Below are 26,993 nucleotides of genomic sequence, written 5' to 3'. Positions count from 1 at the left end.
TGTGCCATCAGCAAAAGCGGTATGCTTGCCGGGATTTTTTAGAGGTGTATCTGGATGAGTAAGGTCAGTGTGTTGGTCGTGGACGACGCTTCGTTCATTCGTGACCTGGTGAAGAAGTGCCTGCGCAACTACTTCCCGGGCATCCGCATCGAAGATGCGGTGAACGGTAAGAAAGCCCAATCCCTGCTGGCCCGTGAGGCGTTCGACCTGGTGCTGTGCGATTGGGAAATGCCGGAAATGTCTGGCCTGGAGCTGCTGACCTGGTGTCGCCAGCAGGACAACCTCAAGGGCATGCCGTTCGTGATGGTCACCAGCCGCGGCGACAAGGAAAACGTGGTCCAGGCGATTCAGGCCGGCGTTTCCGGCTACGTCAGCAAACCGTTTACCAACGAGCAACTGCTGACCAAGGTCAAGCAGGCCCTGCACAAGGTCGGCAAGCTCGACACCCTGATGAACAGCGCCCCGACCAAGATGAACTCGGCGTTTGGCAACGATTCGCTCAGCGCGCTTACCGGCGGCAAGGCGGCCGCGGTCGTCGCGGCGACTGTCGCTCCCCAAGCCGCCGCTGCGCCGGCCCGCGGCATGCTCAACAGCCCGCCTGTCAAGGCACCTTCAGCCGCCCCGGCCGGTGGCAATCGCGGTCAGGGCCAATTACGCCTCTCCAGCGGCACCCAGCAATGCGTGATCAAGGCCTTGAGCCTCAAGGAAGCGCTGCTGGTGGTCAAGCGTACCGACACCCTGCCACAGGTGCTGGAAAGTGCGGTGCTGGACATGGAGCAGGGCGACAACGCCGAAACCGCTCGCCTCAACGGCTACATGCACGCCATCGTCGCTCACGAGCAAACCCCCGACAGCGAGTGGCTGCAACTGACCTTCCGCTTCGTCGATAAAGACCCACAGAAACTCGACTACATCTCCCGCCTGATCGCCCGCGGCACCGCGCAGAAGCATTTCGTGCCTGGCGCCTGATTCGGCGGCGCCTTTGAGTCAGCCATCGCGAGCCGGCTCGCTCCCACAGTGATCTGTGTTGCTCACAAAACGTGTGTCCGCAGCAGATCCAGTGTGGGAACGAGCCAACTCGCGATGGCGTCATCAGCCTCAGTAGTGCCCTATCTGCCTACCCATTTTGAAACATCCGTCGACTACGCTGGTCCATCCAGCTGCTAGGCTGCTGTGCAGGCCTTCATTTCGACAGAATTTTTGCCCATGTTTTTGCCCCTGCTGTTCGCCTGTGGTCTTGTCCTGGCCTCCACCTCGGCCGTGGCCATGACCATCTACAAATCCACCGATGCCAATGGCGTGGTGTCCTACAGCGATCGTCCCAGCAAGGGCGCGCAGGTGTTCGTGTTCCGTGATCGCATGGTCGAACGCCTGGAGCGCCAGGTGTTTCTCGATATCAAGAAACAGAAGGGCGCGGACGCGGTGTTCGTGCGCAACGACCTGTACGCGCCGGTGGAGATCGAGTTGAGTTTTGCCGCGCTGCGCAATGTGAGCGGGGCACCGAGCCGGCCGATCCGGCGGGTGCTGCCGGCGCGCAGTAACCTGCGTCTGGCGCTGCTCACGGCCACCCGGCCCGGAAAGCCGCTGGTGTATACCCCAAGGTTCGAATACTCGCTGGGAGACCCTGCAGGCGCGACGCAGGCCTATCGATACCCTTTGCCGTGGCGTGGCGGGCCGTTTCGGCTGAGCCAGGGCGCCAATGGCCAGTACAGCCACTATGGGCCGAAAAATCGTTATGCCATGGACATCGCCATGCCCGAAGGCACACCGATCATCGCGGCGCGCGGCGGCGTGGTGGTCAAGACCGAAAATCACCAGACCGGTCGTGGCACCGACCCGTCGGGCAACTTCGTGCGGGTGCTGCACGATGACGGGACCATGGGCGTGTACCTGCATCTGCAAAAAGGCTCGGTGAGCGTGCGGGAAGGGCAGCGGGTCGGGGTGGGCACGCCGCTGGCGTTGTCGGGCAATACCGGCAACAGCTCAGGCCCGCACCTGCATTTCGTGGTGCAGCGCAATACCGGGCTGGGGCTGGTGTCGATTCCCTACCAGTTCAATCAACCGGTGGGGGATATGCCCAACTTTGCGTTAGGCAAGCAATAGAGCCAAGGCATGGCGAGGAAGCTTTTGTGGCGAGGGGATTTATCCCCGCTGGGCTGCGAAGCAGCCCTAAAACCTGAGATTCCAATTTGCCTGATGGATTGAGTCGGCAGTGTTGGGGTCGCTTCGCGACCCAGCGGGGATAAATCCCCTCGCCACGGGAGGGTGTCGCCGGAAAGCAGGTTGACACTCAACCGAGCATCAACACCTTCGCCAGAATAATCTTCGGTCCCTTCATCTTCTTGATGATGATCCGCAGACCTTCGACTTCCAGCACTTCTTCCTCTTCCGGCACGCGCTTGAGGGTTTCATAGACCAGCCCGGCGAGGGTCTCGGCCTCGATGTGGTCCAGATCGATGCCCAGCAGGCGTTCGACCTTGAACAGTGGCGTGTCGCCGCGCACCAGCAGCTTGCCCGGCTGGTAGGCCAGGATGCCGCGCTCGGCCTTGCGGTGTTCGTCCTGGATGTCGCCCACCAGCACTTCCAGTACGTCTTCCATGGTCAGGTAACCGATGATGTTGCCGTCGGCTTCTTCAACCAGGGCGAAGTGCGAGCCACCCTTGCGGAACTGCTCCAGCAGCTGCGACAGCGGCATGTGCCGCGACACGCGCTCCAGTGGGCGGGTGAGCTCGGCCAGGTTGAAGGACTCGGGAATGTGATCCAGGGCCGCCAGCTCCAGCAGCAGATCCTTGATGTGCAGCAGGCCGACGAACTCCTGGCGTTCGCTGTCGTACACCGGATAGCGGCTGAATTTGTGGCGACGGAACATCGCCAGGATCTCCTTGAGCGGAGCGTTGAACTCCAGCGTCACCAGGTCTTCCCGGGAGTTGGCCCAGTCCACCACTTCCAGCTCGCCCATTTCCACCGCCGAGGCCAGCACGCGCATGCCCTGGTCGCTTGGGTCCTGGCCACGGCTGGAGTGCAGGATCAGCTTCAGTTCTTCACGGCTGTAATGGTGTTCGTGATGCGGGCCGGGTTCGCCTTGGCCGGCGATGCGCAAAATGGCGTTGGCGCTGGCGTTGAGCAGGTAGATCGCCGGGTACATGGCCCAGTAGAACAGGTACAGCGGCACGGCGGTCCACAGCGACAGCAGCTCGGGTTTGCGAATCGCCCAGGATTTGGGCGCCAGCTCACCGACCACGATGTGCAGGTACGAAATGATGAAGAACGCGGTGAAGAATGACACGCCCTTGATCACTTCCGGCGACTCAACGCCGACCGCACCGAGCAGTGGCTCCAGAACGTGGGCGAACGCCGGCTCACCGACCCAGCCCAGGCCCAGGGAGGCCAGGGTGATACCCAGTTGACAGGCCGACAGGTAAGCATCGAGCTGGCTGTGAACGGTACGCAGGATATGCCCGCGCCAGCCGTTTTTCTCGGCGATGGCCTCGACCCGGGTCGAGCGCAGTTTGACCATGGCAAATTCGGCCGCAACGAAAAAACCGTTGAGCAGAACCAGGATCAGAGCAAAAAGAATCATGCCGAATTCGGCGAATAGTGTTGCCAGGGACAAGCCAGGGGAAGGGTCCATGATGGAGTTTTGCGGGTTCCGTATGTTCGAAAGGGTTAGAAATGAGTGCCTGAAAAGGCAGGCACAAGTCCGCCAATGTAGCGGCTGACTGGGCCGTTGCCTAGTGGCGAGTGCTGGCCGGTATCAATCGGCGGAGCGGGCGAGGCGCGAACGAACCGTCTGGGCCGGGGCGAAATGGCAGGTAAACGTACTGCCATGGCCGGGCACGCTGCTGATTTCCATGCGCCCGCGATGACGCAGTAAAACGTGCTTGACGATCGCCAGGCCCAACCCGGTGCCGCCGGTATTGGAGTTGCGGCTGGAGTCGACGCGGTAGAAGCGCTCGGTCAGGCGTGGCAAGTGTTTGCTGTCGATGCCGATGCCCGAATCCTGCACGCTCAGGTGTGCGCCTTGCCCATCGGCCCACCAGCGAACATGAATCCGGCCTTGCTCGGGCGTGTACTTGACCGCGTTGAACACCAGATTGGAAAAGGCACTGCGCAATTCGGCCTCGCTGCCCTTGAGCTGCACGTTCGGGTCGGCTTCAAGGGTGATGGTCTGCTGCTTGGACCCGGACAGTTCCTGGGCATCCTCAACGATGATTTGCAGCAAGTCGTCGACTGGCACCGGCTGGTTGTCCGAGGGGTAATCGGTGGCTTCAAGTTTTGCCAGCAGCAGCAGGTCATTGAGCAGGGTCTGCATGCGCCCGCTTTGCTGGTGCATCTGCTGCAAGGCCCGGCCCCAGCGTGGGTTCACTTCCTCGACATTGTCCAGCAGGGTCTCCAGATACCCGCAGATCACTGTCAACGGCGTGCGCAACTCATGGGAGACGTTGGCCACGAAGTCTTTGCGCATCTGTTCCAGCTGATGGATGCGCGTCACGTCGCGCACCAGCATCAAGTGCTCGTTGTTGCCGTAGCGCGTCAGGTACAGCTGAATGCGCAGCCGATCATTGGTGGGCGAAGGAATCTCCAGCGGCTCGGCGTAGTTTTCCTGTTCGAAGTATTCCTTGAAGCGTGGATGGCGCACCAGGTTGGTCACCGGCTGGCCGCTGTCCTGAGGCGTCTTGAGGCCCAGCAGGGTCTCGGCGGCGCGGTTCCACCATTCCAGGTTGCCATCGCTGTCGAGCATGATCACCGCGTCCTTGAGCGCCGCGGTGGACTCCTGGACCCGGTCGATCACCGCTTGCAGGCGGCCCCGCACGCGCTGGTCGCGTCGTTGCAGGTGATAAATGCTGTCGAATACCTCGCCCCACAGGCCATAGCCGTCGGGCGGGGCCTCGTCGGGTTTATGCAGGCGCAGCCACTCATGCATGCGCAGCAATTGTTTGAGAGTCCAGGCCAGGTACAGCGCCAGGCCCGCAGCCAGACTCCAGCCGTAAAAGCCCGTGATCAGGCCCACGACCAGACAGCCGGTCACTAGCAACAACATGTGGCGAATCAGGGTGCCATGCCAGTTTTGATTCAATTGAACGCGCGTCCTTGTCAGCTTGTCGGGCGGGAAGGGCTCGGATCAGGCCTTTGTCGAAAAACGATAACCGGTGCCGCGCACGGTTTGTACCAGATTCTCGTAGGCATCGCCGAGGGCTTTGCGCAGGCGACGAATGTGCACGTCCACGGTGCGCTCCTCGACATATACGTTGCCGCCCCAGACCTGGTCCAGCAGTTGGCCGCGCGTGTAGGCGCGCTCCTGGTGGGTCATGAAAAATTGCAGCAGGCGGTATTCGGTCGGGCCCATCTCGGCGGGTTTGCCATCAATGGTCACACGGTGGCTGATAGGGTCCAGCAGCAGGCCGCCGACTTCGATCGGTGCTTCGCCATCGGTCGGGCCAGCGCGGCGCAACACGGCCTTCAGGCGTGCCACCAGCTCCCGTGGGGAAAACGGCTTGGTGATGTAGTCGTCGGCGCCGACTTCCAGGCCCTGGATCTTGTTGTCCTCTTCGCCCTTGGCGGTGAGCATGATGATCGGAATATCACCGGTCAGCTCATCGCGCTTGAGGCGTCGCGCCAGTTCGATGCCTGACGTGCCGGGCAGCATCCAGTCCAGCAGGATCAGGTCGGGCTTGCGGTCGACGATGATGGCATGGGCCTGTTGGGAGTTTTCTGCTTCCATGCAGTCATAGCCGGCCATCTCCAACGCAACGGCAATCATCTCGCGGATGGGCGCTTCGTCGTCGACGATCAGAATGCTCCTGCCAACCATGGGGTAATCCTCTTGTCATTTAACTGTCTTGCGCCGCATTAGATAACGGAATTATTGCAGTCGTGTGACACTTGTTTCGGCACCCGGCAGTGTAGAGGATCCTGGACTAAGCTTTTGAGTCCGATTCCTGACAACTGCAAAAGAGGGTTTCCATGACTTACCTTACCCAATCCATCAAGGCACTGGGCCTGACGGTTGCCTTGGTGCTGCCGGCGCTGGCGTTTGCGGCTGACGAGCCGGCGATGGTCAAAGATGGCATGCTGACCGACCACCAGGGTATGACGTTGTATACCTTTGAGAAAGACCAAGGCGGCAAGTCAGCGTGCGTTGCCAAATGTGCCGAGAACTGGCCCCCGCTCAAGGCTGAAAGCGCCGCCATGCCCTCGGGGCACTGGACCGTGATCACCCGTGACGACGGTTCGTCGCAGTGGGCCTATGACGGCAAGCCGTTGTACACCTTTGTGAAGGACATGAAAGCCGGAGACAAGACCGGTGACGGCGTGATGGGCGGTGCCTGGAAGGTCGCCAAGCCCAAGTGACGGTTTTCGCCAAGGCAGCGACGGATCATTGTGGCGAGGGGATTTATCCCCGGCGGGTCGCGAAGCGGCCCCTGATCTGTCGCCTTGGTGGTTCGGGCAGACACTCATGGGCTGACATGGGTTGCTGCGCAACCCAGCGGGGCAGTGCGACGTTTCGCTAAACCCCCTCAGCGCAACGCATAATCCAGCACAATCCCCACGAAAATTGCCAGCCCGGCCCAATGGTTGTGCAAAAACGCCTTGAAGCAGCGCATCCGGTCCTTGCCCCGGGTGTACCAGAATTCCCAGGCGAAACACCCGGCAGCGGCCAGCAGCCCCAGGTGGAACCAGCCACCCAGCTGGAATTTCGACCCGGCCAGCAGCAGGCAACCCAGGGCAAGGCCCTGCAGCGTCAGGATGATCACGCGGTCGGCATCGCCAAACAGAATCGCCGTGGACTTGACGCCGATCCTCAGGTCATCGTCCCGGTCAGTCATCGCGTAATACGTGTCGTAGCCCACCGTCCACAGCAGGTTGGCGATGTACAGCAGCCAGGCCGCCGCCGGCAAATGACCGGTTTCGGCGGTGAACGCCATCGGCATGCCCCAGGAGAACGCTGCCCCCAGCACCACTTGCGGATAGTAGGTGTAGCGCTTCATGAACGGGTAACTGAACGCCAGCGCCAGCCCACCGAGGGACAGCAAAATGGTCGGCGCATTGGTACACAGCACCAGCAGGAAGCTCACACTCATCAGCACTGCGAAGAACACCAGCGCCTCTTTCGAACTGATCTTGCCGCTCACCAGCGGGCGCTGCTCGGTGCGTTTGACGTGGCCGTCCACCTTGCGGTCGGCCCAGTCGTTGATCACACAACCTGCGGCGCGGGTCAGCACCACGCCAAGCACGAAAATCACGATGTTGGCCAGGGACGGCGAACCTTCGCCGGCAATCCACAACGCCCACAACGTCGGCCACAACAGCAGATAAATGCCGATGGGCTTGTCCAGGCGCGTCAGTTGCACGAAGTCCCAGGCCCGCGGGTTCAGGCGGTTCAAGGATTTGAGCAGTTGCACGTACATCAGCAGTTCTCCGAATAGGCGCGGGCAACGGTCCACAGGCGCGGCAGGAAAATCTCCGCCACCAGCACACTCAGCGCCCCGCGATCAAACCGCGAACGGCGCCCCCACAATTCACGGGCGCGTACCTCAGTCGGCAACCATTGCTCGGGATAATGGCAAACCTCGATGGCCCGGCGCTGGAACGCCTGGTCGCAAAACAGCAACTCGCCCAGAGAGCGACTGCCCAGCTCGTCCATCTGCAAACCGTCGCCCTGCAACGCGCTACGCGCCGCCACACTGCGGGCAAACACCCAGGCCTCGCCATGGCCACGCAAGTACACCTCGCGGACCCAGCCTTCGCTGCCCTCGGCCAGATCCAGCGCAGTACATTCGTCGGCGCGCAGCGGCTGCCAACCCTCGAACAATGGCGTCACGCTGAAACGCTCATCCGACAGCCGGGTCAGGCGCCGGGTCAGGGAACCTTCGTCGAACAGCCAGTCGAGCACACAGGCGTCAGGGCGAGGCGACAGCAGGGGCTGGGGCAACCATTGGAGTGTAGGAAATATCGAATTTGTATGCGGCACAGAGGTCTTGAATGGCAGCAAGTGAGGCCGCGAGCTTACCATGTCGGTTGGCGAATTTGATTCAGCGGGGCGGTCTTAGCGCCGATCATGCTTGCATCTATCGCGAGCGATCAGTACAAAACGCCCTGAGCCGGAAAGGGCAGCTTTACATCGACCCAACCATACCGGCAAATGCCGACACGTGAGGAAGTACCTGAATGAAGAAGTGGCAATGTATTGTCTGCGGCCTGATCTACGATGAAGCCCTCGGTTGGCCGGATGACGGCATCGCGCCCGGCACTGCCTGGCAAGACGTACCTGAAGACTGGCTCTGCCCGGACTGCGGCGTGGGTAAATCGGATTTCGAAATGATCGCGATCTGATCGTTTCCTACATGGAGAGCTACATGGAGAGCAACATGAGCGCACCTGTCGTCATCGTCGGTACGGGCCTTGCCGGTTACAACCTGGCCCGGGAGTTTCGCAAACTCGACAGCGAAACCCCGCTGCTGCTGATCAGCGCCGATGACGGCCGCTCCTACTCCAAGCCGATGCTCTCCACCGGCTTTGGCAAAAACAAAGACGCCGACGGCCTGAGCATGGCCGAGCCGGGCGCCATGGCCGAGCAACTGAACGCCCAAGTGCGCACCCACACCCGCATCAGCGGCATCGACCCGGGCCACAAACGCTTGTGGATCGGCGAAGAAACGGTGAACTACCGCGACCTGGTCCTGGCCTGGGGCGCTGAAACCGTGCGCGTGCCGGTGCAGGGTGACGCCTCGGACCTGATCTTCCCCATCAACGACCTGGAAGACTACGCGCGCTTTCGCGCAGCGGCCGCCGGCAAGCGCCGGGTGCTGTTGCTCGGTGCCGGGCTGATTGGCTGCGAATTCGCCAACGACCTGATCCTGGGCGGTTACGAAGTGCAGCTGGTCGCGCCGTGCGAGCAAGTCATGCCGACCCTGCTGCACCCGGCCGCCGCTGCTGCGGTGCAGGCCGGGCTGGAAAGCCTTGGCGCGCGTTTCCACCTGGGGCCGGTGCTCAATCGCCTGCAACGGGTAGCCGACGGGCTGGAAGCGCACCTGTCCGACGGCCAGGTGATCGCCTGCGACCTGGTGGTCTCGGCCATCGGCCTGCGCCCGCGCATCGACTTGGCCGCCGCTGCCGGCCTGGTGGTCAATCGCGGCGTGGTGGTCGACCGCCACCTGAAAACCTCCCACGCCAACATCTACGCCCTGGGCGACTGCGCCGAGGTCGACGGCCTGAACCTTTTGTACGTCATGCCGCTGATGAGCTGCGCCCGCGCGCTGGCCCAAACGTTGGCCGGCAACCCGACCGCCGTGCGCTACGGTGCCATGCCGATTACCGTGAAAACCCCGGTGTGCCCACTGGTGGTTTCGCCACCGCCACGGGGCAGCGAAGGCGTGTGGAGCGTCGAAGGGCAGGGCAGCGACATCAAGGCTCTGTGCCGCGACGCCCAAGGCAACCTGCTGGGCTACGCCCTGACAGGCGCGGCGGTAATGGAAAAACTGGCGCTGAACAAAGAGCTTCCAGCGCTGCTGGCGTGAATGCCAGTCCTTCTGTCGCAAATGCCCTGCTTTCGGCGCCACAAAGGTTGCCCTGACACTGGCGTCGCCTGCTGCCCCGTGCCATCCTCACTCCCGTCTGCCGCAGAGTAGAGCCTGCGGCGCCTTAGGGGCTGTTTCCATGAGTACAGCCCAGACATAACAACAAAAAAACCGTCAAAAGGGGCTTCATTCATGCGTAAACCAGAACTTGCCGCCGCCATCGCGGAAAAAGCAGACCTCACCAAAGAACAAGCCAACCGCGTCCTCAACGCCGTTCTCGAAGAAATCACCGGCGCCCTGCACCGCAAGGACAGCGTCACCCTGGTGGGCTTTGGCACTTTCCTGCAGCGCCACCGCGGCGCCCGTACTGGCAAAAACCCACAGACCGGTGAGCCTGTGAAGATCAAGGCCAGCAACACTGTTGCGTTCAAGCCGGGCAAAATGTTGAAGGACAGCGTCAATCCGTAATCGCCGCGGACTCCCCGCTTAGGGGGAACAAACGGTAGAAAAAAAGGGGCAAGCCGATTGAGTCGGATGCCCTTTTTTTTTGCCGCGAGAATCTGTATCGATTCTGAAGAATTATGGCGTTTTGGAGGACGCCCCGTCCCAGAGTGCAAAACTAGGCCCATTAGAGCTTGGCTGGATTCCTTTGATCCGGCTTCCTGTTTGATGGGCAAGGGGGCACTGCGACCCGGCTGGCCATGTAAGGATGCTGACGAATGCCGCGTACTGTGGGTCCCTTTATTCAATGTGGTTTGCGCCCGTTGTTTCGCCTCGCGCTGTGCAGCCAATTGTGCTGGCCGGTGCTGGCGTTCGCCGATACCGCTTATGACCAAATGGTGCATGACGCTCGCGCCGGCCATTACACGCCTGCGTTGACCGTCTTGCGCCAGGTCCCGGCCGGTCAGGCCAGCACCGCGCAAATCAGTGATCACCTGCAGATCGCCAGTTGGGCCGGTTTCGATGCCGAGGTGGTGAAAGTCTATGAAGCCCAAGGCCGCTATCGCGACCTGCCAGTTGCGGCGCTGACTGCAACGGCCCGTGCTTATCGCAATCTCAAGCGCTGGGACTCGGCTAGCGCGATCTATCGCCAGGCTTTGATAGTCGAACCTCAGAACCCTGATCTGCAACTGGGCTTGGCCTTGACCCAGGCCGACGCCGGTAAACCCGACGAAGCGGTCAGTCGGGCCAGGACCATGGTCGCTGCCAAACCTGAAGACCCGGCGCGCCGGCTGGCCTTGGGTTATGCCCTGACCCGTGCCAACAGTCCACACGAGGCGCTGTTCGAATACGACCAGGCCTTCACCCGCGCCGGCAACAATCTGGAAGTCGCCCGTGAATACATCATTGCACTGCAACGGGCCCGCCTGCCTGAGCCGGCCTTGCGCCTGGCTCGTCTGAAACCCGGGTTGATCGATCAGGGCGTGCAGCGGCGACTGGAGGGCGATGTTGCGGCTGAACGGGTGCGCCTGGCGGACATGGCGAGTCGCAGCGAGAAGGATCGCTTCGTCATCGCAGACCGCGCCCTGGCCGATTACGACAAGCTGCTCGCCACCTGGACTCCGGTGGCCGAGGCCCATGACGATGTACTGCGTTGGCGCATCGACCGCATGGGCGCTCTAAACGCCCGTGCTCGACGGGCAGAAGTGATTGCCCAATACCAGACACTGCTCGCCGAAGGCGTGGCCATCCCCACTTATGCCTTGCGCTGGGTGGCGTCCTCCTATCTGGAGCAGCGTGAACCGGAGATGGCTGTCGATCTGTACCGGCGGGTACTGACAGCGCCTGATGCCGACCCGGCGGACCGCTTTGAAGACAGCACCGCGCTCTACTACGCACTGCTGGAAAGTGAAAAATCCGAAGAGGCCCGTGCCCTGGCCGAAGACCTGGCCAAATCCCAGCAGCCACGCGTCGAACTTAAAGGACTGCCCATCGGCAACCCCAACGATGAGTGGATGGACGCTCAACAGCTTGCTGCTCAGGCCGGCACATATGGCGCCGATCTGCCCGCCGCCGAGACGCGCCTGGCGACCCTGGTCAATCAAGGCCCCGGCAACATCGGGTTGCGACTGGCCCAGGCTGATCTGTACCAGGCCCGGCAATGGCCGCGACGTTCTGAAAGTCTGCTCAAGGAAGTCGAAACCACGACCCCGCGTAACCGTGAGCTGGAAGTCGCCCAGGCCCGCGCCGCTATGGATTTGCAGGAATGGCGGCAGATGGACGCGCTGACCGACGACGTGGTCGCCCGTTTCCCGGAGAACGCCCATGTCAAACGCCTGCAACGCCAGCGCGAAGTGCACGACATGGCCGAACTGCGTATCGAAGCCTACACCGGCAAGAGTTATGGCGGCGGCAACGGTGATGCCGGTGCAGTCACCGGCAGTCGCGACTTTGGTATTGAAACGCTGCTCTACAGCCCTCCCATTAATGAAGACTGGCGGCTATTCGGTGGCGCCGGTTACGCCACTGGCGATTTCGAGGAAGGCACCGGTCACCATCGCTGGCAGCGTCTGGGTGTGGAGCGCCGCACCCGTGACATGACCCTGGAAGCGGAAGTCTCCAACCACTCGTATGGCTCCGGTGACAAACAGGGTGCACGCCTGGCCGTGGCCCGGGACATCAACGATCACTGGCAGTACGGTGGCAGCCTGGATTACCTCTCGGCCAACACCCCGCTGCGGGCGCTCAACAGCGGCATTCGTGCCAACGGCGGCAGTGGTTTCGTTCGCTGGCGTGCCCACGAAAAAGCCGGGAGTGGCAACTGACTGTCAGCCCGTCGCATTTCAGTGATGGCAACAACCGCCTCGAAGCCCTGCTCACCGGTCGCGAAGGCATTTACAGCGCTCCACGGCTGCAAGTGGAGCTGGGCCTGGAAGTGGGGGCCAGCCGCAACAGTGGCTCTGACGAAGTCCCGTATTTCAACCCCAAGTCAGATTTGAGCGTCATGCCGACGGTCAGCGCCAATCATGTGCTGTACCGCCGCTACGAAACGACGTGGAGCCAGCAGTTCCAGGCCGGCGCCGGCACCTACAGCCAGCGCGACCATAGCACCGGCGCCATGGGTTTGCTCAGTTACGGCCAGCGTTTTATCTGGAACGACGTGCTTGAGGCAGGTGCCGCGCTGAGCTGGCTCAACCGGCCCTACGACGGCGACCGTGAAAGCGATCTGCGCCTGCTTGTCGACCTCACCTACCGCTTCTAGAAGAGTTTGAAGATGCCTGTCATTTCGCGATTCATCCTTCTGCTGGGGGTCTTGCTGATCAGCGCTTGTGCCCAGCAAGCCCCGGCGTTCACACCGCCCTCACAGCGCCCGCTGGCGGCCAATGACGCACCGTGGCCGAAAAACCACGTGCTCGGCATCGCCTATCACGATGTCGAAGACCGCGACCCTGATCAGGCGCTCGTGGCCGTTCGTACTGAGCGTCTGATCGAGCAATTGGCGTGGCTGCGGGAAAACAACTACCAGCCCGTCACCGTGGACCAGGTCATCACCGCTCGCAACGGTGGTCCGGAACTGCCGCCGCGGGCGGTGCTGTTGAGTTTTGACGACGGCTACTCAAGCTTTTACACCCGTGTCATGCCGATCCTGCGGGCCTATAACTGGCCGGCACTATTGGCCCCGGTCGGCAGCTGGATCGACACGCCGTCGAACCAGCCGGTGGACTTCGCCGGGGTGCCGCGCAAGCGTTCCGAATTTTTGACCTGGGAGCAAATTCGCGAGGTCTCGAAATCGGGCCTGGTGGAAATCGCCGCCCACACCGACGCCAATCACAAAGGGGTACTGGCTAACCCGCAAGGCAACCTGCAACCGGCGGCGACGACCCGGCGCTACGATCCCGCCACCGGTCGCTATGAAAGCGAAGCTGATTTCCAGGCTCGCCAGCGCAAGGACGTGGTGGCCATTTCCGAGAAAATCCGCAAGGTCACCGGCTACAGTCCGCGCGTGTGGGTCTGGCCCTACGGTGCCGCCGATGGCACCGCGTTGCAGGTGATCGGCAGCGAAGGCTATCAAATGGCCCTGACCCTGGAAGATGGCCTCGACAGCCTCAATAACCTGATGAGCGGCCCGCGTTTTCTGGTGGCCTCCGATCCAGACGGTGCCCGCTTTGCCGAGAGCGTCGTCGGCGTGCAGACCATGGACCCGTTGCGGGTGGTCCATGTCGACCTGGATTACGTCTACGACCCGGACCCTGTGCAGCAGGAAGCCAATGTCGGCAAGCTGATCCAGCGCATCTACGACCTGGGCGCCAACACCGTTTTTCTGCAAGCCTTTGCCGATCCGAAAGGTGATGGCCTGGTGCATTCGCTGTACTTCCCCAACCGTCACCTGCCGGTCCGGGCCGACCTGTTCGACCGGGTTGCGTGGCAACTGAAAACCCGGGCCAACGCCAAGGTCTTCGCCTGGATGCCAGTGCTCAGTTTTGGCCTGGATCCGCAGCTGCCCCGTGTACAACGTTGGGACCCGGAAACTGGCCGCACGGGTGTGGACCCGGATCAGTACGTACGTTTGTCGCCCTTCGATCCGAGCGTGCGACGGGTCATTGGCGAAATCTACGAAGACCTGGCGCGGATGAGTTCGGTGGACGGCGTTCTGTACCATGACGACGCGGTGTTTTCTGACTTCGAGGATGCCGGCCCCGCCGCCCTGAAAGTCTATGCCGCCAACGGCCTGCCGACGTCCATCGCCACCCTGCGGGACGACCCGGCGGCGATGCAGCGCTGGACCCGTTTCAAGAGCCGCTACCTGATCGACTTCACCCATGAGCTCACCGCCAAGGTCCGGGCGATTCGTGGCCCGCAGGTGCTGACAGCGCGCAATATTTTTGCCGAACCGATGCTCAATCCCGAAAGCGAAGCCTGGTTCGCCCAGAACCTGGACGACTTCCTTGGCGCCTACAACTGGACGGCCCCGATGGCCATGCCGTTGATGGAAAAGCAGACCCGTGAGCAATCTGGCCCCTGGCTTGAGCGTCTGGTGGAGACCGTCAAGGCCCGCCCCGGTGCCCTCAAGCGCACGGTGTTCGAATTGCAGGCCCGTGACTGGCACAGCCAACCGGTCAGCGACATCGACGGCGAACAATTGGCCGAATGGATGGGGCGCCTCAAGCGCTCAGGTGTGACCAGTTTCGGTTATTACCCGGACAACTTCATCGAAGACCAGCCCGCGGTGAAAACCGTGCGGCCGGCGCTCTCCAACAAGTGGAATCCTTGACATGCTCGACAGACTGCTCGCCCTGCTGGTGCTGGCGATCGTCCTTGGGGTGCCCCTGGGCCTGATCTTCCTGGTCACCGGGCAATTCCTGATGGACTTCGTGTTCTTTTACCCGCTGTTCATGTCCGGGCTGTGGATCGCCGGCGGCCTGTATTTCTGGCTGCACTGGGAGCGTCACTGGCCGTGGAAGGACGACACCCTGCCGCCGCCGCTGGCCGGGGAACCGCTGATCAGCATCCTGATTCCGTGCTTCAACGAGGGCGACAACGTCGCCGATACCATTCACGCCGCGCTGGGCCAGCATTACCCGAACATCGAGGTCATCGCCATCAACGACGGCTCGAAAGACAACACCGCCCAAATGCTCGACCAGCTGGCGGCTGATGATCCGCGCCTGCGCGTACTGCATCTGGCGGAAAACCAGGGCAAGGCTGTGGCCCTGCGCATGGGTGCCATCGCGGCGCGCAGTGAATACCTGGTGTGCATCGACGGTGACGCGCTGCTGGCGCCCAACACCTGCGCCTATCTGGTCGCGCCGATGCTGGACAACGCCCGCCTCGGTGCGGTGACCGGCAACCCGCGTATCCGCACCCGCTCCACGTTGATCGGTCGGGTACAGGTTGGCGAGTTCTCCTCGATCATCGGCTTGATCAAGCGTACCCAACGAGTCTTCGGGCGGATCTTCACCGTCTCCGGCGTGATCGTCGCCTTCCGTCGCACGGCCCTGCACCGGGTCGGCTACTGGAGCCCGGACATGATCACCGAAGACATCGACATCAGCTGGAAACTGCAACTGGACCACTGGAGCATCTTCTACGAGCCCCGTGCCCTGTGCTGGATCCTCATGCCCGAAACCCTGCGCGGCCTGTGGCGGCAACGCTTGCGCTGGGCCCAGGGCGGGGCCGAGGTGCTGTTCAAGAACATCCGCGGCATCTGGCAATACCGCCACCGCTACCTGTGGCCGCTGCTGTTCGAATATTGCCTGTCCACCGGTTGGGCGTTCACCTTCCTGCTGTCGGTGATCTTCTGGGGCGCCGGTAAATTCGTCGAAATGCCAGCGGCCATCGCGGTCGATCACCTCATGCCGCCGGCCTTCACCGGGTTGCTGTTGGCGGTGGTGTGCCTGATGCAGTTCGCGGTGAGCATCCTGATTGATCGCCGCTACGAAAAAGGTTTGTGGCACATCATGTTCTGGGTGGTGTGGTACCCGTTGGTGTTCTGGCTGATCAGCCTGTTCACCACCCTGGTGAGTTTTCCAAAAGTGCTGTTCGGGCAGCATCAGAAGCGTGCGCGCTGGGTCAGTCCGGATCGCGGCATCAAACCGTTCGATGATGAAGAAGAGGAAGTGATCCGATGAAAATTATCAGGACCCGACAAAGACCTTTTCTGGTGGTCATCGATGCGCTCTTTACCGTGCTGGCGTGGCTCGGGCTGTTGTATCTGCTGGTCAACGGGCTCTGGCCGCTGTTCGACAGCCAGGCAGGTCCGCGCCTCGGTGGCTCGTTACTGGACACCCTGGGGACATTGCAGATATACGGCTGGATCGCCTTGGTCAACGCGGTGATCCTGATTACCTGGGCGCGCTATCAGCAGCGCAAGAGCCGCAGCTTCGCCCAGCGTCGGCTGCCGGCGCCGGTGGTGGATGATCAAGGTTTGAGCGAAAGCTTCAAATTGACTGACGCGCGTCTGGACACGTTGCGCCGGCCCGGCTCCAAGATCATTCATAACAACCAGGACGGTGATATCAGCCACGTCGTGGCGCATTTCCATCTGCTGAGCCCGGAACTGCAACCGCCGCCACTGGCACCGCTGGAACGGCCCCGGGTGATTCACCTGCCGGTCGACCAATCGGTGTAGGCGCTGCCGCAGGTTGCGATCTTTTGATCTTTTTGCTCTCCAGTTCGTCGGACATTTCCTTCAAAGCGCCGCGTTCGCGCCCACAGTGGATTTGTGGTGGATGGGGATCTGCGAACGACTCGGAAAACTGTGGAAGCAAGGCTTGCCTGCCATGACGGTGGCAAAGCCGGCAGTGATGCAAGCTGACCCACCGCTATCGCGAGTAGGCTCGCTCCCACAGGGGATTTGTGGTGGATGGGGATCTGCGAACGACTCGGAAAACTGTGGGAGCAAGGCTTGCCCGCGATGACGGTGGCACAGCCGGCAGTGATGCAAGCTGACCCACCGCTATCGCGAGCAGGCTCGCTCCCACAGGGGGGGTGGTGGTGGATGTGGATCTGCGAACGACTCGGAAAACTGTGGGAGCAAGGCTTGCCTGCCATGACGGTGGCGCATCTGGCAGTGATGCAAGCTGACCCACCGCTTTCGAGAGCAAGCCCGCTCCCACAGGGGATTTGTGGTGGATGGGGATCTGCGAACGACTCGGAAAACTGTGGGAGCAAGGCTTGCCCGCGATGACGGTGGCGCATCTGGCCGTGATGCAAGCTGACCCACCGCTTTTGCGAGCAAGCCCGCTCCCACAGGGGATCTGTGGTGGATGAGGATCTGCAAACGACTCGGAAAACTGTGGGAGCAAGGCTTGCCCGCGATGACGGTGGCGCATCCGGCAGTGATGCAAGCTGACCCACCGCCTTCGCGAGCAAGCCCGCTCCCACAGGGGATTGAGGGTGTCGCGGATATTGTGGTCAGCGCAGCCAAATGTGGAATTGTCGGTGGAGCGGAGTGAAGTTCATCGTAATTGTCACTGAAACCCGGCAGGCGCTGCGGCTATAGTTCGCAAGCCGTCCATGGCCTGATCCTCATAAGGTGCCCGGTATGACTCGATTGACTTCCCTGACTCCCTGGCTGGCGGCCATCGCCCTCGTGCTGTGCGCACAAGGGGCGGCCCAGGCTCAGGAACGTTTCACCCTCAGCATTCCAGGTGTGTCGGATAACCGGCTGTTCACTGCGGCTGCCGCCAGTGACGCGAACAACTGCGGCGGTAAGAACATTTCCCCGGCCTTGAGCTGGACGGCGGGCCCGCCCGGCACCCTCAGCTATGCCATTGTCATGCACGACCCGGACGGCCAGAAAGGCCAGGGCGTCGACCACTGGGTTCATTACGGCATCAAGGCCAGCACGCGACACATCCCGACGGGCATGGGCACCCAGTCTGCCCTTGAAGGCGTAAGCGGCACCAACAGCAAAAACTCCCGCGGCTACATTGGCCCTTGTCCACCCATCGGCGATAGCGCTCACCATTACCTGATTCAGATATACGCGCTCGACCTGCCCCCGCACGCCCTGCCAGCCGGCCTCACACGCCCCCAACTGATGGAAAGAATCAACGGGCACGTCTTACGCAATAGCAGCGTAGTGCGCCGCTACCACCGCTAACCCAGACAACATTCCCCTGTGGCGAGGGAGCTTGCGCCCGCTGGGTTGCGTAGCAACCCCCCATCACAACATTGGCATCACGCGTCAAAAGCGAGCACTATCGGGCCCCTGTTCATTCATACCGGAGGATGGCGATGACGCAGAAACCCGACGGCATCGCCCGCCTCAAGAACTGCCCCACCAAGGGCGACGAAATACGCCGGGCCATCGCCCAGAGCCGCAAGGATTTCCTGCCTGCTGAAGAGGCCGAAGACGCTGAGCCAGGCCAACTGCCGGCACAGCCCATGGATGACGGCCAAGACGCCTGAACCGTCCCGCTCAACAACTTTTCGTATCCAAATCTGCCCATGACTGCCACAACTCATCTGCCAGACGCCCGATTCAGCCGATCCGACTACAAAACCCTGGGGCTCGCCGCCCTGGGCGGCGCGCTGGAGATCTACGACTTCATCATCTTCGTCTTCTTCGCCCTGGTCCTCAGCCAACTGTTCTTTCCGCCGCAAATGCCGGAATGGCTGCGCCTGCTGCAAAGCTTCGGGATTTTCGTCACCGGCTACCTGGCCCGGCCCCTGGGCGGCATCCTCATGGCGCACTTCGCCGATCGCCTGGGGCGCAAGCGGGTGTTCAGCCTGAGCATCCTGATGATGGCCTTGCCCTGCCTGCTCATCGGCATAATGCCGACCTACGCGCAAATCGGTTATTTCGCCCCGTTGTTGCTGCTGGCGCTGCGCATCCTGCAAGGCGCGGCGGTGGGCGGCGAAGTGCCGAGCGCCTGGGTGTTCGTGGCCGAACATGCACCGCTGCACCATCGTGGCTACGCGCTGGGTTTCCTCCAGGCCGGCCTGACCTTCGGCTATTTGCTTGGCGCCCTGACCGCCACGGCGCTGGCGCAAATCTTCACCCCGGCGGAGATCCTCGACTACGCCTGGCGCTTGCCGTTCCTGCTGGGTGGGGTCTTCGGTGTCATTGGCGTCTGGCTGCGCCGCTGGCTGAGCGAAACGCCGATCTTCATGGCCCTGCAAGCCAAGCGCGAGGGCGCGCCGGAACTGCCGCTACGCACCGTCCTGCGGGACCATCGCCATGCCTTGCTGCCCGCCGCCGTCCTCACCTGCGTGCTGACGTCCGCCGTGGTGGTGTTCGTGGTCATCACCCCGACCGTGATGCAAAAAAGCTTCGGCATGACCCCCAGTCACACGTTCGCCCTGAGCAGCCTGGGCATCGTCTTTCTGAACATTGGCTGTGTCCTGGCCGGCCTCATCGTCGACCGCATCGGCGCCTGGCGCACCGTCATGCTCTACAGCCTGTTGTTGCCGGCGGGCATCGCCGTGCTCTACGCCAGCCTGATCAGCGGCGGCGCCTGGCTGGGCCTGGCCTACGCAGTGGCCGGGCTGTGTTGTGGCGTGGTCGGCGCGGTGCCATCGGTGATGGTCAGCCTGTTTCCGCCGAAAATCCGCGTGTCCGGCATCTCGTTCACCTACAACATCGCCTACGCCCTGTGGGCCAGCGTGACGCCTTTGATGCTGATCGCGCTGGTGCCGTGGAGCCCGTGGGTATGCGTGGGGTATTGCGTGGTGATGGGCGCGGTGGGTGTGTGGGCGGCAGCGTATTTTCCCGCCCGGCACTCGAAGACCGCACAGCCCTCGTTGGCCTGTGAATCGTAAGAACTCTGCCCCAGGTGCGCGCCTACACTCATGAATGACCCCGCTCCAACTCGAGGAGCACGGCCATCATGTCGCGGATTGCCTCGCTGCTGTTGCTGGTGGGTTAGGGCATGCTCATCAAGGCCATTCTCAGACGCTTGATCAGTTTCGGGGTCTTGAGGCAATCGGCCGGGCGTTTGTTCCCCAGGGCGGGCACGGTCTGCTCCAGCCACCAGAACCCTTCCTTGAGCCCCCTTTTTCCGTAGAGCACGACTGCCATGTCGAGGTTGTCATCCATGGCCTTGGCCAGCGTGCGAGCGTTGTCGTCGAGGTAGTCCTCTTCGTACAACCGCACGAAACTTTGCCAATCGGCATCGCCGACGTATTCGTCTTCCAGTCCCATTTTAAAAACCTGCAAAGGAAATCAAGTTGCTGCCGGTCGGGTTTCGCGCCGAGGGTGCCAGGATCCCATCATAACCATTGGCCTTGGCCCAGGCGCCGATTTGATGAGTCTGGGTGTATTTGTTGCCGGTAATGCTCTTTAGCGAAACCCCCAATTGTTTACGCACATCAGCCCGGGTCAGATCCAGGACATTGTTGAGCTGCACTTTCTTGCTTACCAACACCCGGGTGGACAGGTCCACGCCCCAGTGGTTGACTTCGCCCATGGCGGTCTTGCGTGAGTTGGCGCCATAGACACCACCCAGTCCGGGAGCGGTGTAACGGTGTCTGGACGCAACGTTCCACTTGTGCGCCGTCCAGGTTGTGCTGATCCGTCCTGGCTCTTCAAAACGATAAACCGTCCGGTTGACCTTGCGGCCCTTAGGTGGCGTCGAGCACTTCATCAGACCCGAGGGGTCGATCCAGCTCACCGGGTTTGGCGCGTACTGATAGAGGTTCAGCCCACCGGCCAAACCGATGGGATCCGGTGTGGTAAAGCGGCCGATGTCCGGGTCGTAGAAGCGCAGGGTGTTGTAGTGCAGCCCGGTTTCCCTGTCTAGGTATTGGCCCTGGAACCGCAGGTTCTGCTCTTCGATGTAATACGGTTCGCGTAGCTCTTCTACGGTGTTGCCCCACACCTGGTAACGGGCCCGCCAAAGAGTGTGCCCGTCGGCTTCCGAGAGTTGTTCGGGCAGGCCGTTGAAATCGTTGTGGTAGTAACGGATTTTCTGGTGTTCACCCAGGCCGTCGACCCTCGCCAACGGTTCGTGACTGTCGTCGACGTAGATGTAGAGGCTGGTCTGGTTGTCGCGGTGTTCCTGCAACAGTTGCAGCGCATCCCAGGTAAAGCGGGTGCGGCTGAGCAGGGTGGCGTGGCGGTCGTATTCGGCTTTTTCGATGCGCCGGCCCAGCGGGTCGTAGGTCATTTTCACGACCGAGCCATTATCGTTGCTAACCTCCACCAAGCGCTGTTCGGCGTCGTAGCGCATGCGCTGGACACCCCGCCGGGCGCTGCGCTTTTCCACCATGCGGCCGAAGCCGTCATAGCGGTAGCGCTTGTCCTGATAGGTCAGCAAACGGTTATGAGCGACCCGTCCGGTGCCCAGGTTATCGAGCAAGTTGGCGGCCGGATCATAGGCGAAGCCTTCACGCTGGCCCTGAAGGTTGTCCTGGCTGGCGAGAATGCGCCCGGTGGCGTCGTAGTGCAGCAGTTGGCGATGAGGGGCATCAGGCAGGCTGTCGAAGCGTTCTACCAGTTGATCGCTGCTGTCATAACCAAACAGCGATTGCGCCGCCGGCGGCAGGAGGGCGGACTGACCCTGTTGCCGACGTTGGCGTGCGCGCAGGCGACCGCTACGGTCGTATTCGCTGCGGGTGCTGAGGCGCCCTTGAGTGCGCAGTACTTCACGGTGCAGGCGGTCGCGTTCGAAATCGCTGATGACCTGGCCGTCAAGGTTGATCTGGTGCAGGTGGCCGCTGCCGTAATGCAGTCGGTTTAGCCAGCGACCATCGGGGAGCCGCGTCTGGGTCAGGTTGCCCAGCTCATCGTAGCGATGCTCCAGGCGTCCGGCCCAGCCTTGCTCGGCGATCAGTTGCCCAAGAGCGTCGTAGTTCAAGACGATGCTTTGCTGCTCACCGGTAAGCGCGGTGAAGGTGATGGCGTTGACCTGATCGAGCGTGTCATAGCGGTACTCGGTGCGGCCGTCTTTGGTGACTTTGGCCACCAGCCGACCCATTGCATCGCGCTCCAGCTCATGGATGATCGATGCTTGCGGCGCGAGATCCAAGTCGGTGCTGCCAGGAACCGCGAGCGCTTCCATGCGGGTGACGTTGTCCAGCGGGTCGTAGGCGTAGCGTTTGAGGCTGCCGTCCAGGCTGTGCTGGGCGATCAAACGGTCGCCGGCGTCCCAGGCGAACCGGTAGCGCTCAGCGTTTTCGTTGGTCAGCGCCAGCAGGCGGCCGTAATTGTCGTAGCTCAGCTCCACCCGGCGACCATGAGCATCGGTACGCACGCGCAGTTGCCCGTTCAGGGTGTGCTGAAAATGCGTGGTGTGCCCGGCGGGGTCGCTGTAGCCGATCAACTGGCCGCTCGCATCGCGCTGGTATTGCTCGGTACGTCCGTCCGGCAATTGTTTGGTCAGCAGCCTGCCTTGGTCGTCATAGCTGAAAAGCGTTCGTTCCCCCAATGCGTCGGTGCTGCTGAGCAACAGCCCGCGCTCGCAATAACCGAACCGCGTGGTGTAGCCGGAACAATCAGTGTGTTCGCTGAGCTGGCCAAGGGGCGTCCAGCGCATGGTTTTGCGTTTGCCGATAGCGTCGACAACTTCCACCACCTGACCGTGGGCGTCATGGCGATAGCGGGTGACGTTGCCCAACGGATCGGTTTCGCGAATGCGGTTGCCACGCGAGTCATAGCGGTACTGCCAGGTATTGCCCGCGGCATCAGTTTCGGCCAGGGGCAGCGCCCAGTGTTCGAGCCACAGTGTTGACTCGCTGCGTCCGAGTGGGTCAGACGTCCGGCAAAGGTTACCCGCCTCGTCATAACTGAATTGATGCTGTCCGCCGTTGGGAGCGGTTGCCGCCACCAACTGGTTTTCGTCGTTCCACTGGAAGACCCAGGTGCGGTCCAGGGCATCGGTGGCTTCGGTGATCTGATACCGGCTATCCCAGCGACGGGTGCTGATGCGATTCAAACCGTCGGTGATGCGCGTAGTCCCGGCAGCCAGGTCGTAGTCAAAGGCGTAAGTGTCGCCCGCGTCGGTCCAGTGGCGAACAACCCGCCATTCTCGTTTTTCGATTAAGGCCCATTCGTAAAAGCAGCGCAGCCCTGTGGGCAGTTGGTGTTCAACCATGCGCCGTCCGGCATCGTAGGCGTAGCGGCGTTTCACTTGACCGTTGGATTGACGGACCTCGGCCAGATCGCCCTGGGCGTCGTAACCGTAGTGCATCAGCACTTCACGGCGTTGATCAGCGTAGAGCCGGTCTATGCGGCTGACCCGTTGTGGCCAGCGTTTGTGGTACGCCAGCGCGATGCTGGTCAGGTCGAGGGTGTCTCGCAGCTGTACCAACCGACCTGTGTCGTCGTAGTCGAGGTAGATGCGGTTGTCATTGCGGTCGCCCAACTGACTCAGGCGCAGCAGCGATGCACGGCCCGGGGTGGGTTCGAACAGCCGGTACAGGCCGTCTGAGCTGTCGATCAGCAATTGGCCATTGGCATGCCGTCGTACGCTGAGCCCTTCACCGGGACTGAACACGGCGCCGCCCAGAGGGATGGAACCCATGTCGATGCGCCGGCCCTGCTCATCGGTGTAGACCAGCGTTTCACCGCCCTCGGGGTGAGGCAGGATCTCGACGCGCACCTCGTAGGCCACGCTCCAGCCCGCACCGAACACACCTTCGCGGCGCTCGTCGCGGCTGTTGTAGAAGCGTTGCCAGTCGATTGGCAAGATGCCGGGCAGGACGAAGTCCATCTCCTCGACATCGCCCAGAACTTTGGCCCCGGTGGCGGCATGCACCGGGTTCGATGAACCCATGGTAGCGTTGGCCGCGGCGCCCATCGCGCTGCTGACCGCCATCGACGCCGCGCCGCCCACCAGCATGCATGGCAGGTTACTCAGGAACTTGCCTTTGCCGCCCTTGAGCATCAGCAGCGCTGTGACTGCCAGGCCCACGCCCGGGGTCTTGCCGCTGCGAATCTCGCGCACCACCACCGAGCCGCCGCCAATGGTGACATCGGGTGAAATCAGCCCGGATGACACGACCTTGGCGTCGCAGGTGCTGCGGTCGCCGCTGCGCACCGCTGGCTGGCCGTTGATGGTGACTTTGTCCGACCCTTCGGCCAAAAACTGCGGTGGCATCGGCGGGTGTTTCATGCACGCGATCATGTCCAGCGGCTTGGGTACGGCGCCGGGTGCGGGTGTGGCGACGGTGGGGCGCCACATCTGCGAGAAAAAGTTCTCGGCCATGTCCAGATAGCTGGGCTCGGCTTGCGGCTCAGGTGCCTCAAGCTCGGTGCCTGCTGGCGCAACATGGGATTGAATCGCCCCGGCGGCGCGAGCGGCTGGGATGTTGTTGGTCAGGGTGTTGGTAGAGCCGGTGAGGATGTTCGCTTGCACCGTGGGCGGGAACAGCGCGTTGCCAATGCCCTCACAGATATTGCTCAACCCTTTGTCGGCCCCGGTCTTGCTCATGGCGAGGCCAACGACGGCACCCACTACGGCGCCGAGCAGGAAGCAACCCAACCCGCCTGTGGCGACTGTGATGCCTGTAGCCGCCACCACAGCGGCCGTCGCCAGAGCGGTAATCGCAATGTTGGCGGCTACTTCCAGCACGCCGCCAAGGATGTCAGCCATCATGGAGGTGTGGTCCAGCGCATCGCCCAGCCGGGCGGCCCAGAGAGCGTCAGACATGCAGCTCGCTCATCAAGCCGGAACGTCAAACAGCAATGAACCCTTGATCGTCGCCCAATGCGCCGCTTCAGCATCACCGAGCTTCTCGGCTTTGACGTAGCTCAAGGCAAGCATCTTGCGCGTGCCGGGCAGTACCAGGGCGAGCTGAAACTGGAAGACCTTTTCGTTGCCCTTGTTGAACTGGCTGCGCAACTCGATGCCTTCGACTTCCTGGTTGGCGCCCAGGCGCACGGCGACGCCCGGTTGAGCGCGCAAGTCCTGAACCTGTTTTTCCAGGCGTTTGAGCTGGTCGTCGAGGTTGCTCTGCAGGGTTTCGCCGTCGGCCAGCAAGCTGCGGCTGACGATCAAGGAGGTGCCCAGTTCAGGGAACTTGAGGATATTGATCGTTGCATCCAGCAACTCGCTGGGTGGCAGTTGGAACTGAAATTCATTGATGCGGTAAGTCATGGCGCATAAATCTCGAGGTTAGCCCTTGGGGAACGCGGCAGCGACGTTGGCGTCGATGCTGGCCTTGACGCCCTGGCCGTCGGGCGTGGCACCGGGGCCGCCGCCGTTGTTCAGGTGCAGCACGCCGCCGGTGTTGAATTCGGCATCGCCGCTGGCATAGAAGCTGATTTGCACGCCGGTCAGATTGATCTGGCCGCTGGCGTTGAGCTCCAGGATGCTTTCGCCGCACACCAGGCGCAGGTTCTCTCCCACTTCAATGACGTAGCTTTGGCTGATGCTGTCGGTCTTGCGCAGGCCCACCGACAGAATGTCCTCCTGCTTGACGATGCGCAGGCGGTTGTTGCCGATGGTCACCGTCTCGTTGTGGCCGATGCTCTTGTTGCGGTCGTGGCCCACCGAGTGGCTTTCATCCACCTCCACCACGATGTCCTGGTTACGCTCGGCATGGATGTACAGCTGCTCGGCGCCTTTTTTGTCTTCCATGCGGATTTCGTTGAAATTCGCTGGCGTGCCGCCCTTGCTCGAACGGCTTTTCATGCCGCTCTGGGTGGCATTTGCGGGCAGGTCATAGGGCACGGTCTGTTCGGCGTTGTAGACGCGACCGGTGACGATCGGCCGGTCGGGATCGCCTTCGAGGAAGCTGACGATCACTTCCTGGCCAATGCGCGGGATCTGCATCGAGCCCCAGTTTTTCCCGGCCCAGGACTGCGACACACGAATCCAGCATGAGCTGTTCTCGTTGGACTGGTCGTGACGGTCCCAGTAGAAATGCACCTTCACCCGACCGAACTGATCGGTCCAGATTTCCTCGCCTTTGGGGCCAACCACCAACGCGGTCTGCGGGCCTTTGACGATGGGGCGATGGGTGTGGGGCAGTGGCCGATAACTTTGTTGGGCGGCGATGCAGGTCAGGCTGCTTTCGAACTGGGCCGAAGGCGCGCCGCCGCCGGTTTCACCACTTTCCTGGGAAACGTAATAGCGAGCGCCGACGATCAGGTATTCGCGGTTCTGGTCCTGGCGGGTGAAACCGGTGAGGCTGAACAGATGACCCGAGCCCAGGCCCCGGGCGTTGCCGGCCAGCTCCACTTGCTCGTGCAGGGTCTGTAAGGCTTCGATACGGGTGCGGGCATAGTGCTCGCCGTCTGCGCTCTGCACGTAGGTGCCGGGGTAGTCGTACAGCGGATAGTCGCCGGCGGTGTGCGGGCGCGGCATGGCCGAGCGCACGTCGATGCGCGCGCTGGGGCGCTGGAAGTCGTAGTCGTTGAGCTCCAGTGAGCCGGGCTGGACTTCCTGGGCCAGGTGCCAGTCGTGGATGTGGTCGCGCTCGCGCTGCTGTTCGTTCTTGGGGTAGTAGGGCACCGAACCGTAGCCGGGCACCGTGGTGTGGGCGCCGTAGGCGTCGGCCAGCACCAATACATGACGGCCCTGTTCGTGGCGGAAGAAGTAGTAGATCCCTTCCTGTTCCATCAGGCGACTGACGAAATCGAAACTGGTTTCGCGATACTGCACGCAGTATTCCCACTCGCGATAGGGGCGGCTGAGGGCGTCTTCGAAGTCGGAGAAACCCAGGTCGCGAAACACCTGCTTGATGATCTGCGGGATGGTCAGGTTCTGGAAAATCCGGCAATCAGAGGTACGGGTCATCAGCCACAGCCAGGGCCGCAAGGTCGCCTGGTAACTGGCGAACTGGCCCTGATCAACGTTCTGGCTGAAGCGCGCAACGATGCCGTGAAAATGCCGCTCGCCGCCGCCGTCCAGTTGCAGGCTCACGCACATGGGTTTGCCGAGCACCTGGTTGAGGTCGATGGCGTTGTCCAGCGAGTGCAGCTGCAACTCGTAGTTGAACAGCCGCCCCAGCTCTTCGCCGCCGCCCATGTCCTTGAGCAACAGCACCTCAGGTCCCAGGGGGCTGGTGATTTTGGCCAGGCGTGAGGCTTGGTTGAATAACATCGGTTATCTCATTGTGATAATGGCTGCGCCGCTGATTCCCTGA

At 62.0% G+C, this 26,993-nt stretch carries 21 protein-coding genes and 1 pseudogene; 13 read left to right on the top strand and 9 right to left on the bottom strand.

The annotated features are described in order from the left end of the window. The first annotated feature begins 54 nt into the window (after positions 1-54). Together PSH57_RS28600 and PSH57_RS28595 are read left to right on the top strand one after the other, a co-directional pair. Positions 55-969: a response regulator gene (locus PSH57_RS28600; RefSeq protein ID WP_305386943.1), complete on the top strand. Its 915-nt coding sequence runs from the start codon at positions 55-57 to the stop codon at positions 967-969. Between the two features lie 237 nt (positions 970-1,206). Further along, positions 1,207-2,103: a peptidoglycan DD-metalloendopeptidase family protein gene (locus PSH57_RS28595; RefSeq protein WP_305386941.1), complete on the top strand. Its 897-nt coding sequence runs from the start codon at positions 1,207-1,209 to the stop codon at positions 2,101-2,103. A 187-nt stretch (positions 2,104-2,290) separates the two neighbouring features. Here PSH57_RS28595 and PSH57_RS28590 read toward each other — a convergent pair whose 3' ends face one another. The 3 genes from PSH57_RS28590 to phoB all read right to left on the bottom strand — a co-directional run bounded on the left by PSH57_RS28590 (position 2,291) and on the right by phoB (position 5,812). Further along, a complete protein-coding gene (locus tag PSH57_RS28590) occupies positions 2,291-3,631 on the bottom strand; it encodes a hemolysin family protein (protein ID WP_256229502.1) in 1,341 nt (446 codons plus the stop codon). Positions 3,632-3,754: 123 nt separating this feature from the next. Further along, a complete protein-coding gene (phoR, locus tag PSH57_RS28585; protein WP_305390494.1) occupies positions 3,755-5,041 on the bottom strand; it encodes a phosphate regulon sensor histidine kinase PhoR in 1,287 nt (428 codons plus the stop codon). Positions 5,042-5,122: 81 nt separating this feature from the next. Next, complete coding sequence (gene phoB / locus PSH57_RS28580; protein WP_003177195.1) at positions 5,123-5,812, bottom strand: phosphate regulon transcriptional regulator PhoB; 690 nt, start codon at positions 5,810-5,812, stop codon at positions 5,123-5,125. A 152-nt stretch (positions 5,813-5,964) separates the two neighbouring features. On the opposite strand from phoB, the gene PSH57_RS28575 reads away from it, so the two are divergent. After that, positions 5,965-6,351, top strand: a complete 387-nt coding sequence (locus PSH57_RS28575; protein ID WP_305386939.1) for a COG4315 family predicted lipoprotein — start codon at positions 5,965-5,967, stop codon at positions 6,349-6,351. Between the two features lie 167 nt (positions 6,352-6,518). Here PSH57_RS28575 and ubiA read toward each other — a convergent pair whose 3' ends face one another. Beyond that, positions 6,519-7,409, bottom strand: a complete 891-nt coding sequence (ubiA, locus tag PSH57_RS28570) for a 4-hydroxybenzoate octaprenyltransferase (RefSeq protein WP_305386938.1) — start codon at positions 7,407-7,409, stop codon at positions 6,519-6,521. Further along, the gene (locus PSH57_RS28565; RefSeq protein ID WP_305386937.1) at positions 7,409-7,972 is read right to left on the bottom strand and encodes a chorismate--pyruvate lyase family protein; all 564 of its coding nucleotides are present in this window, start codon (positions 7,970-7,972) and stop codon (positions 7,409-7,411) included. The genes ubiA and PSH57_RS28565 overlap by 1 nt, the downstream gene beginning before the upstream one ends. 197 nt (positions 7,973-8,169) lie before the next feature. On the opposite strand from PSH57_RS28565, the gene PSH57_RS28560 reads away from it, so the two are divergent. From PSH57_RS28560 to PSH57_RS28515, 10 genes and pseudogenes are all read left to right on the top strand, one after another. Next, the gene (locus tag PSH57_RS28560) at positions 8,170-8,334 is read left to right on the top strand and encodes a rubredoxin (RefSeq protein ID WP_047226732.1); all 165 of its coding nucleotides are present in this window, start codon (positions 8,170-8,172) and stop codon (positions 8,332-8,334) included. 35 nt (positions 8,335-8,369) lie between these two features. Further along, on the top strand, positions 8,370-9,518 hold the full coding sequence (locus PSH57_RS28555) for an NAD(P)/FAD-dependent oxidoreductase (RefSeq protein ID WP_256229498.1): 1,149 nt from the start codon (positions 8,370-8,372) through the stop codon (positions 9,516-9,518). Between the two features lie 192 nt (positions 9,519-9,710). After that, positions 9,711-9,986: an HU family DNA-binding protein gene (locus PSH57_RS28550; RefSeq protein ID WP_024777879.1), complete on the top strand. Its 276-nt coding sequence runs from the start codon at positions 9,711-9,713 to the stop codon at positions 9,984-9,986. 251 nt (positions 9,987-10,237) lie between these two features. Beyond that, positions 10,238-12,720, top strand: a pseudogene (gene pgaA, locus PSH57_RS28545) (poly-beta-1,6 N-acetyl-D-glucosamine export porin PgaA). Between the two features lie 12 nt (positions 12,721-12,732). Beyond that, complete coding sequence (pgaB, locus tag PSH57_RS28540; RefSeq protein ID WP_305416248.1) at positions 12,733-14,730, top strand: poly-beta-1,6-N-acetyl-D-glucosamine N-deacetylase PgaB; 1,998 nt, start codon at positions 12,733-12,735, stop codon at positions 14,728-14,730. Between the two features lies 1 nt (position 14,731). Beyond that, positions 14,732-16,087, top strand: coding sequence for a poly-beta-1,6-N-acetyl-D-glucosamine synthase (pgaC, locus tag PSH57_RS28535; RefSeq protein ID WP_305386935.1), 1,356 nt, complete (start codon positions 14,732-14,734; stop codon positions 16,085-16,087). Then, positions 16,084-16,587, top strand: coding sequence for a poly-beta-1,6-N-acetyl-D-glucosamine biosynthesis protein PgaD (gene pgaD, locus PSH57_RS28530; protein ID WP_305386934.1), 504 nt, complete (start codon positions 16,084-16,086; stop codon positions 16,585-16,587). Before pgaC ends, pgaD begins: the two co-directional genes overlap by 4 nt. Before the next feature lie 915 nt (positions 16,588-17,502). Continuing rightward, complete coding sequence (locus PSH57_RS28525; RefSeq protein ID WP_305386933.1) at positions 17,503-18,063, top strand: YbhB/YbcL family Raf kinase inhibitor-like protein; 561 nt, start codon at positions 17,503-17,505, stop codon at positions 18,061-18,063. Between the two features lie 134 nt (positions 18,064-18,197). Then, positions 18,198-18,371: a hypothetical protein gene (locus PSH57_RS28520; RefSeq protein ID WP_256233222.1), complete on the top strand. Its 174-nt coding sequence runs from the start codon at positions 18,198-18,200 to the stop codon at positions 18,369-18,371. Between the two features lie 39 nt (positions 18,372-18,410). Then, positions 18,411-19,724, top strand: a complete 1,314-nt coding sequence (locus PSH57_RS28515) for an MFS transporter (protein WP_305386932.1) — start codon at positions 18,411-18,413, stop codon at positions 19,722-19,724. A 103-nt stretch (positions 19,725-19,827) separates the two neighbouring features. On the opposite strand, the gene PSH57_RS28510 is transcribed toward PSH57_RS28515, so the two are convergent. Genes PSH57_RS28510 through PSH57_RS28495 form a run of 4 tightly spaced genes read right to left on the bottom strand, consistent with a single transcriptional unit; the run spans position 19,828 to position 26,950 of the window. Continuing rightward, on the bottom strand, positions 19,828-20,106 hold the full coding sequence (locus PSH57_RS28510; protein ID WP_256233224.1) for a hypothetical protein: 279 nt from the start codon (positions 20,104-20,106) through the stop codon (positions 19,828-19,830). Between the two features lies 1 nt (position 20,107). Continuing rightward, a complete protein-coding gene (locus PSH57_RS28505) occupies positions 20,108-24,553 on the bottom strand; it encodes an RHS repeat-associated core domain-containing protein (RefSeq protein ID WP_305386931.1) in 4,446 nt (1,481 codons plus the stop codon). A gap of 12 nt (positions 24,554-24,565) precedes the next feature. Continuing rightward, positions 24,566-25,000, bottom strand: a complete 435-nt coding sequence (locus PSH57_RS28500; RefSeq protein ID WP_305386930.1) for a DcrB-related protein — start codon at positions 24,998-25,000, stop codon at positions 24,566-24,568. Between the two features lie 18 nt (positions 25,001-25,018). Then, positions 25,019-26,950, bottom strand: coding sequence for a type VI secretion system Vgr family protein (locus tag PSH57_RS28495; RefSeq protein ID WP_305386929.1), 1,932 nt, complete (start codon positions 26,948-26,950; stop codon positions 25,019-25,021). Between the last annotated feature and the right edge of the window lie 43 nt (positions 26,951-26,993).

The sequence above is a fragment of the Pseudomonas hefeiensis genome (assembly GCF_030687835.1).
GTDB lineage: Bacteria > Pseudomonadota > Gammaproteobacteria > Pseudomonadales > Pseudomonadaceae > Aquipseudomonas > Aquipseudomonas hefeiensis.
Note: the sequence above shows the minus strand (reverse complement) of the source record. Positions and strands in the feature narration are given on the sequence as shown.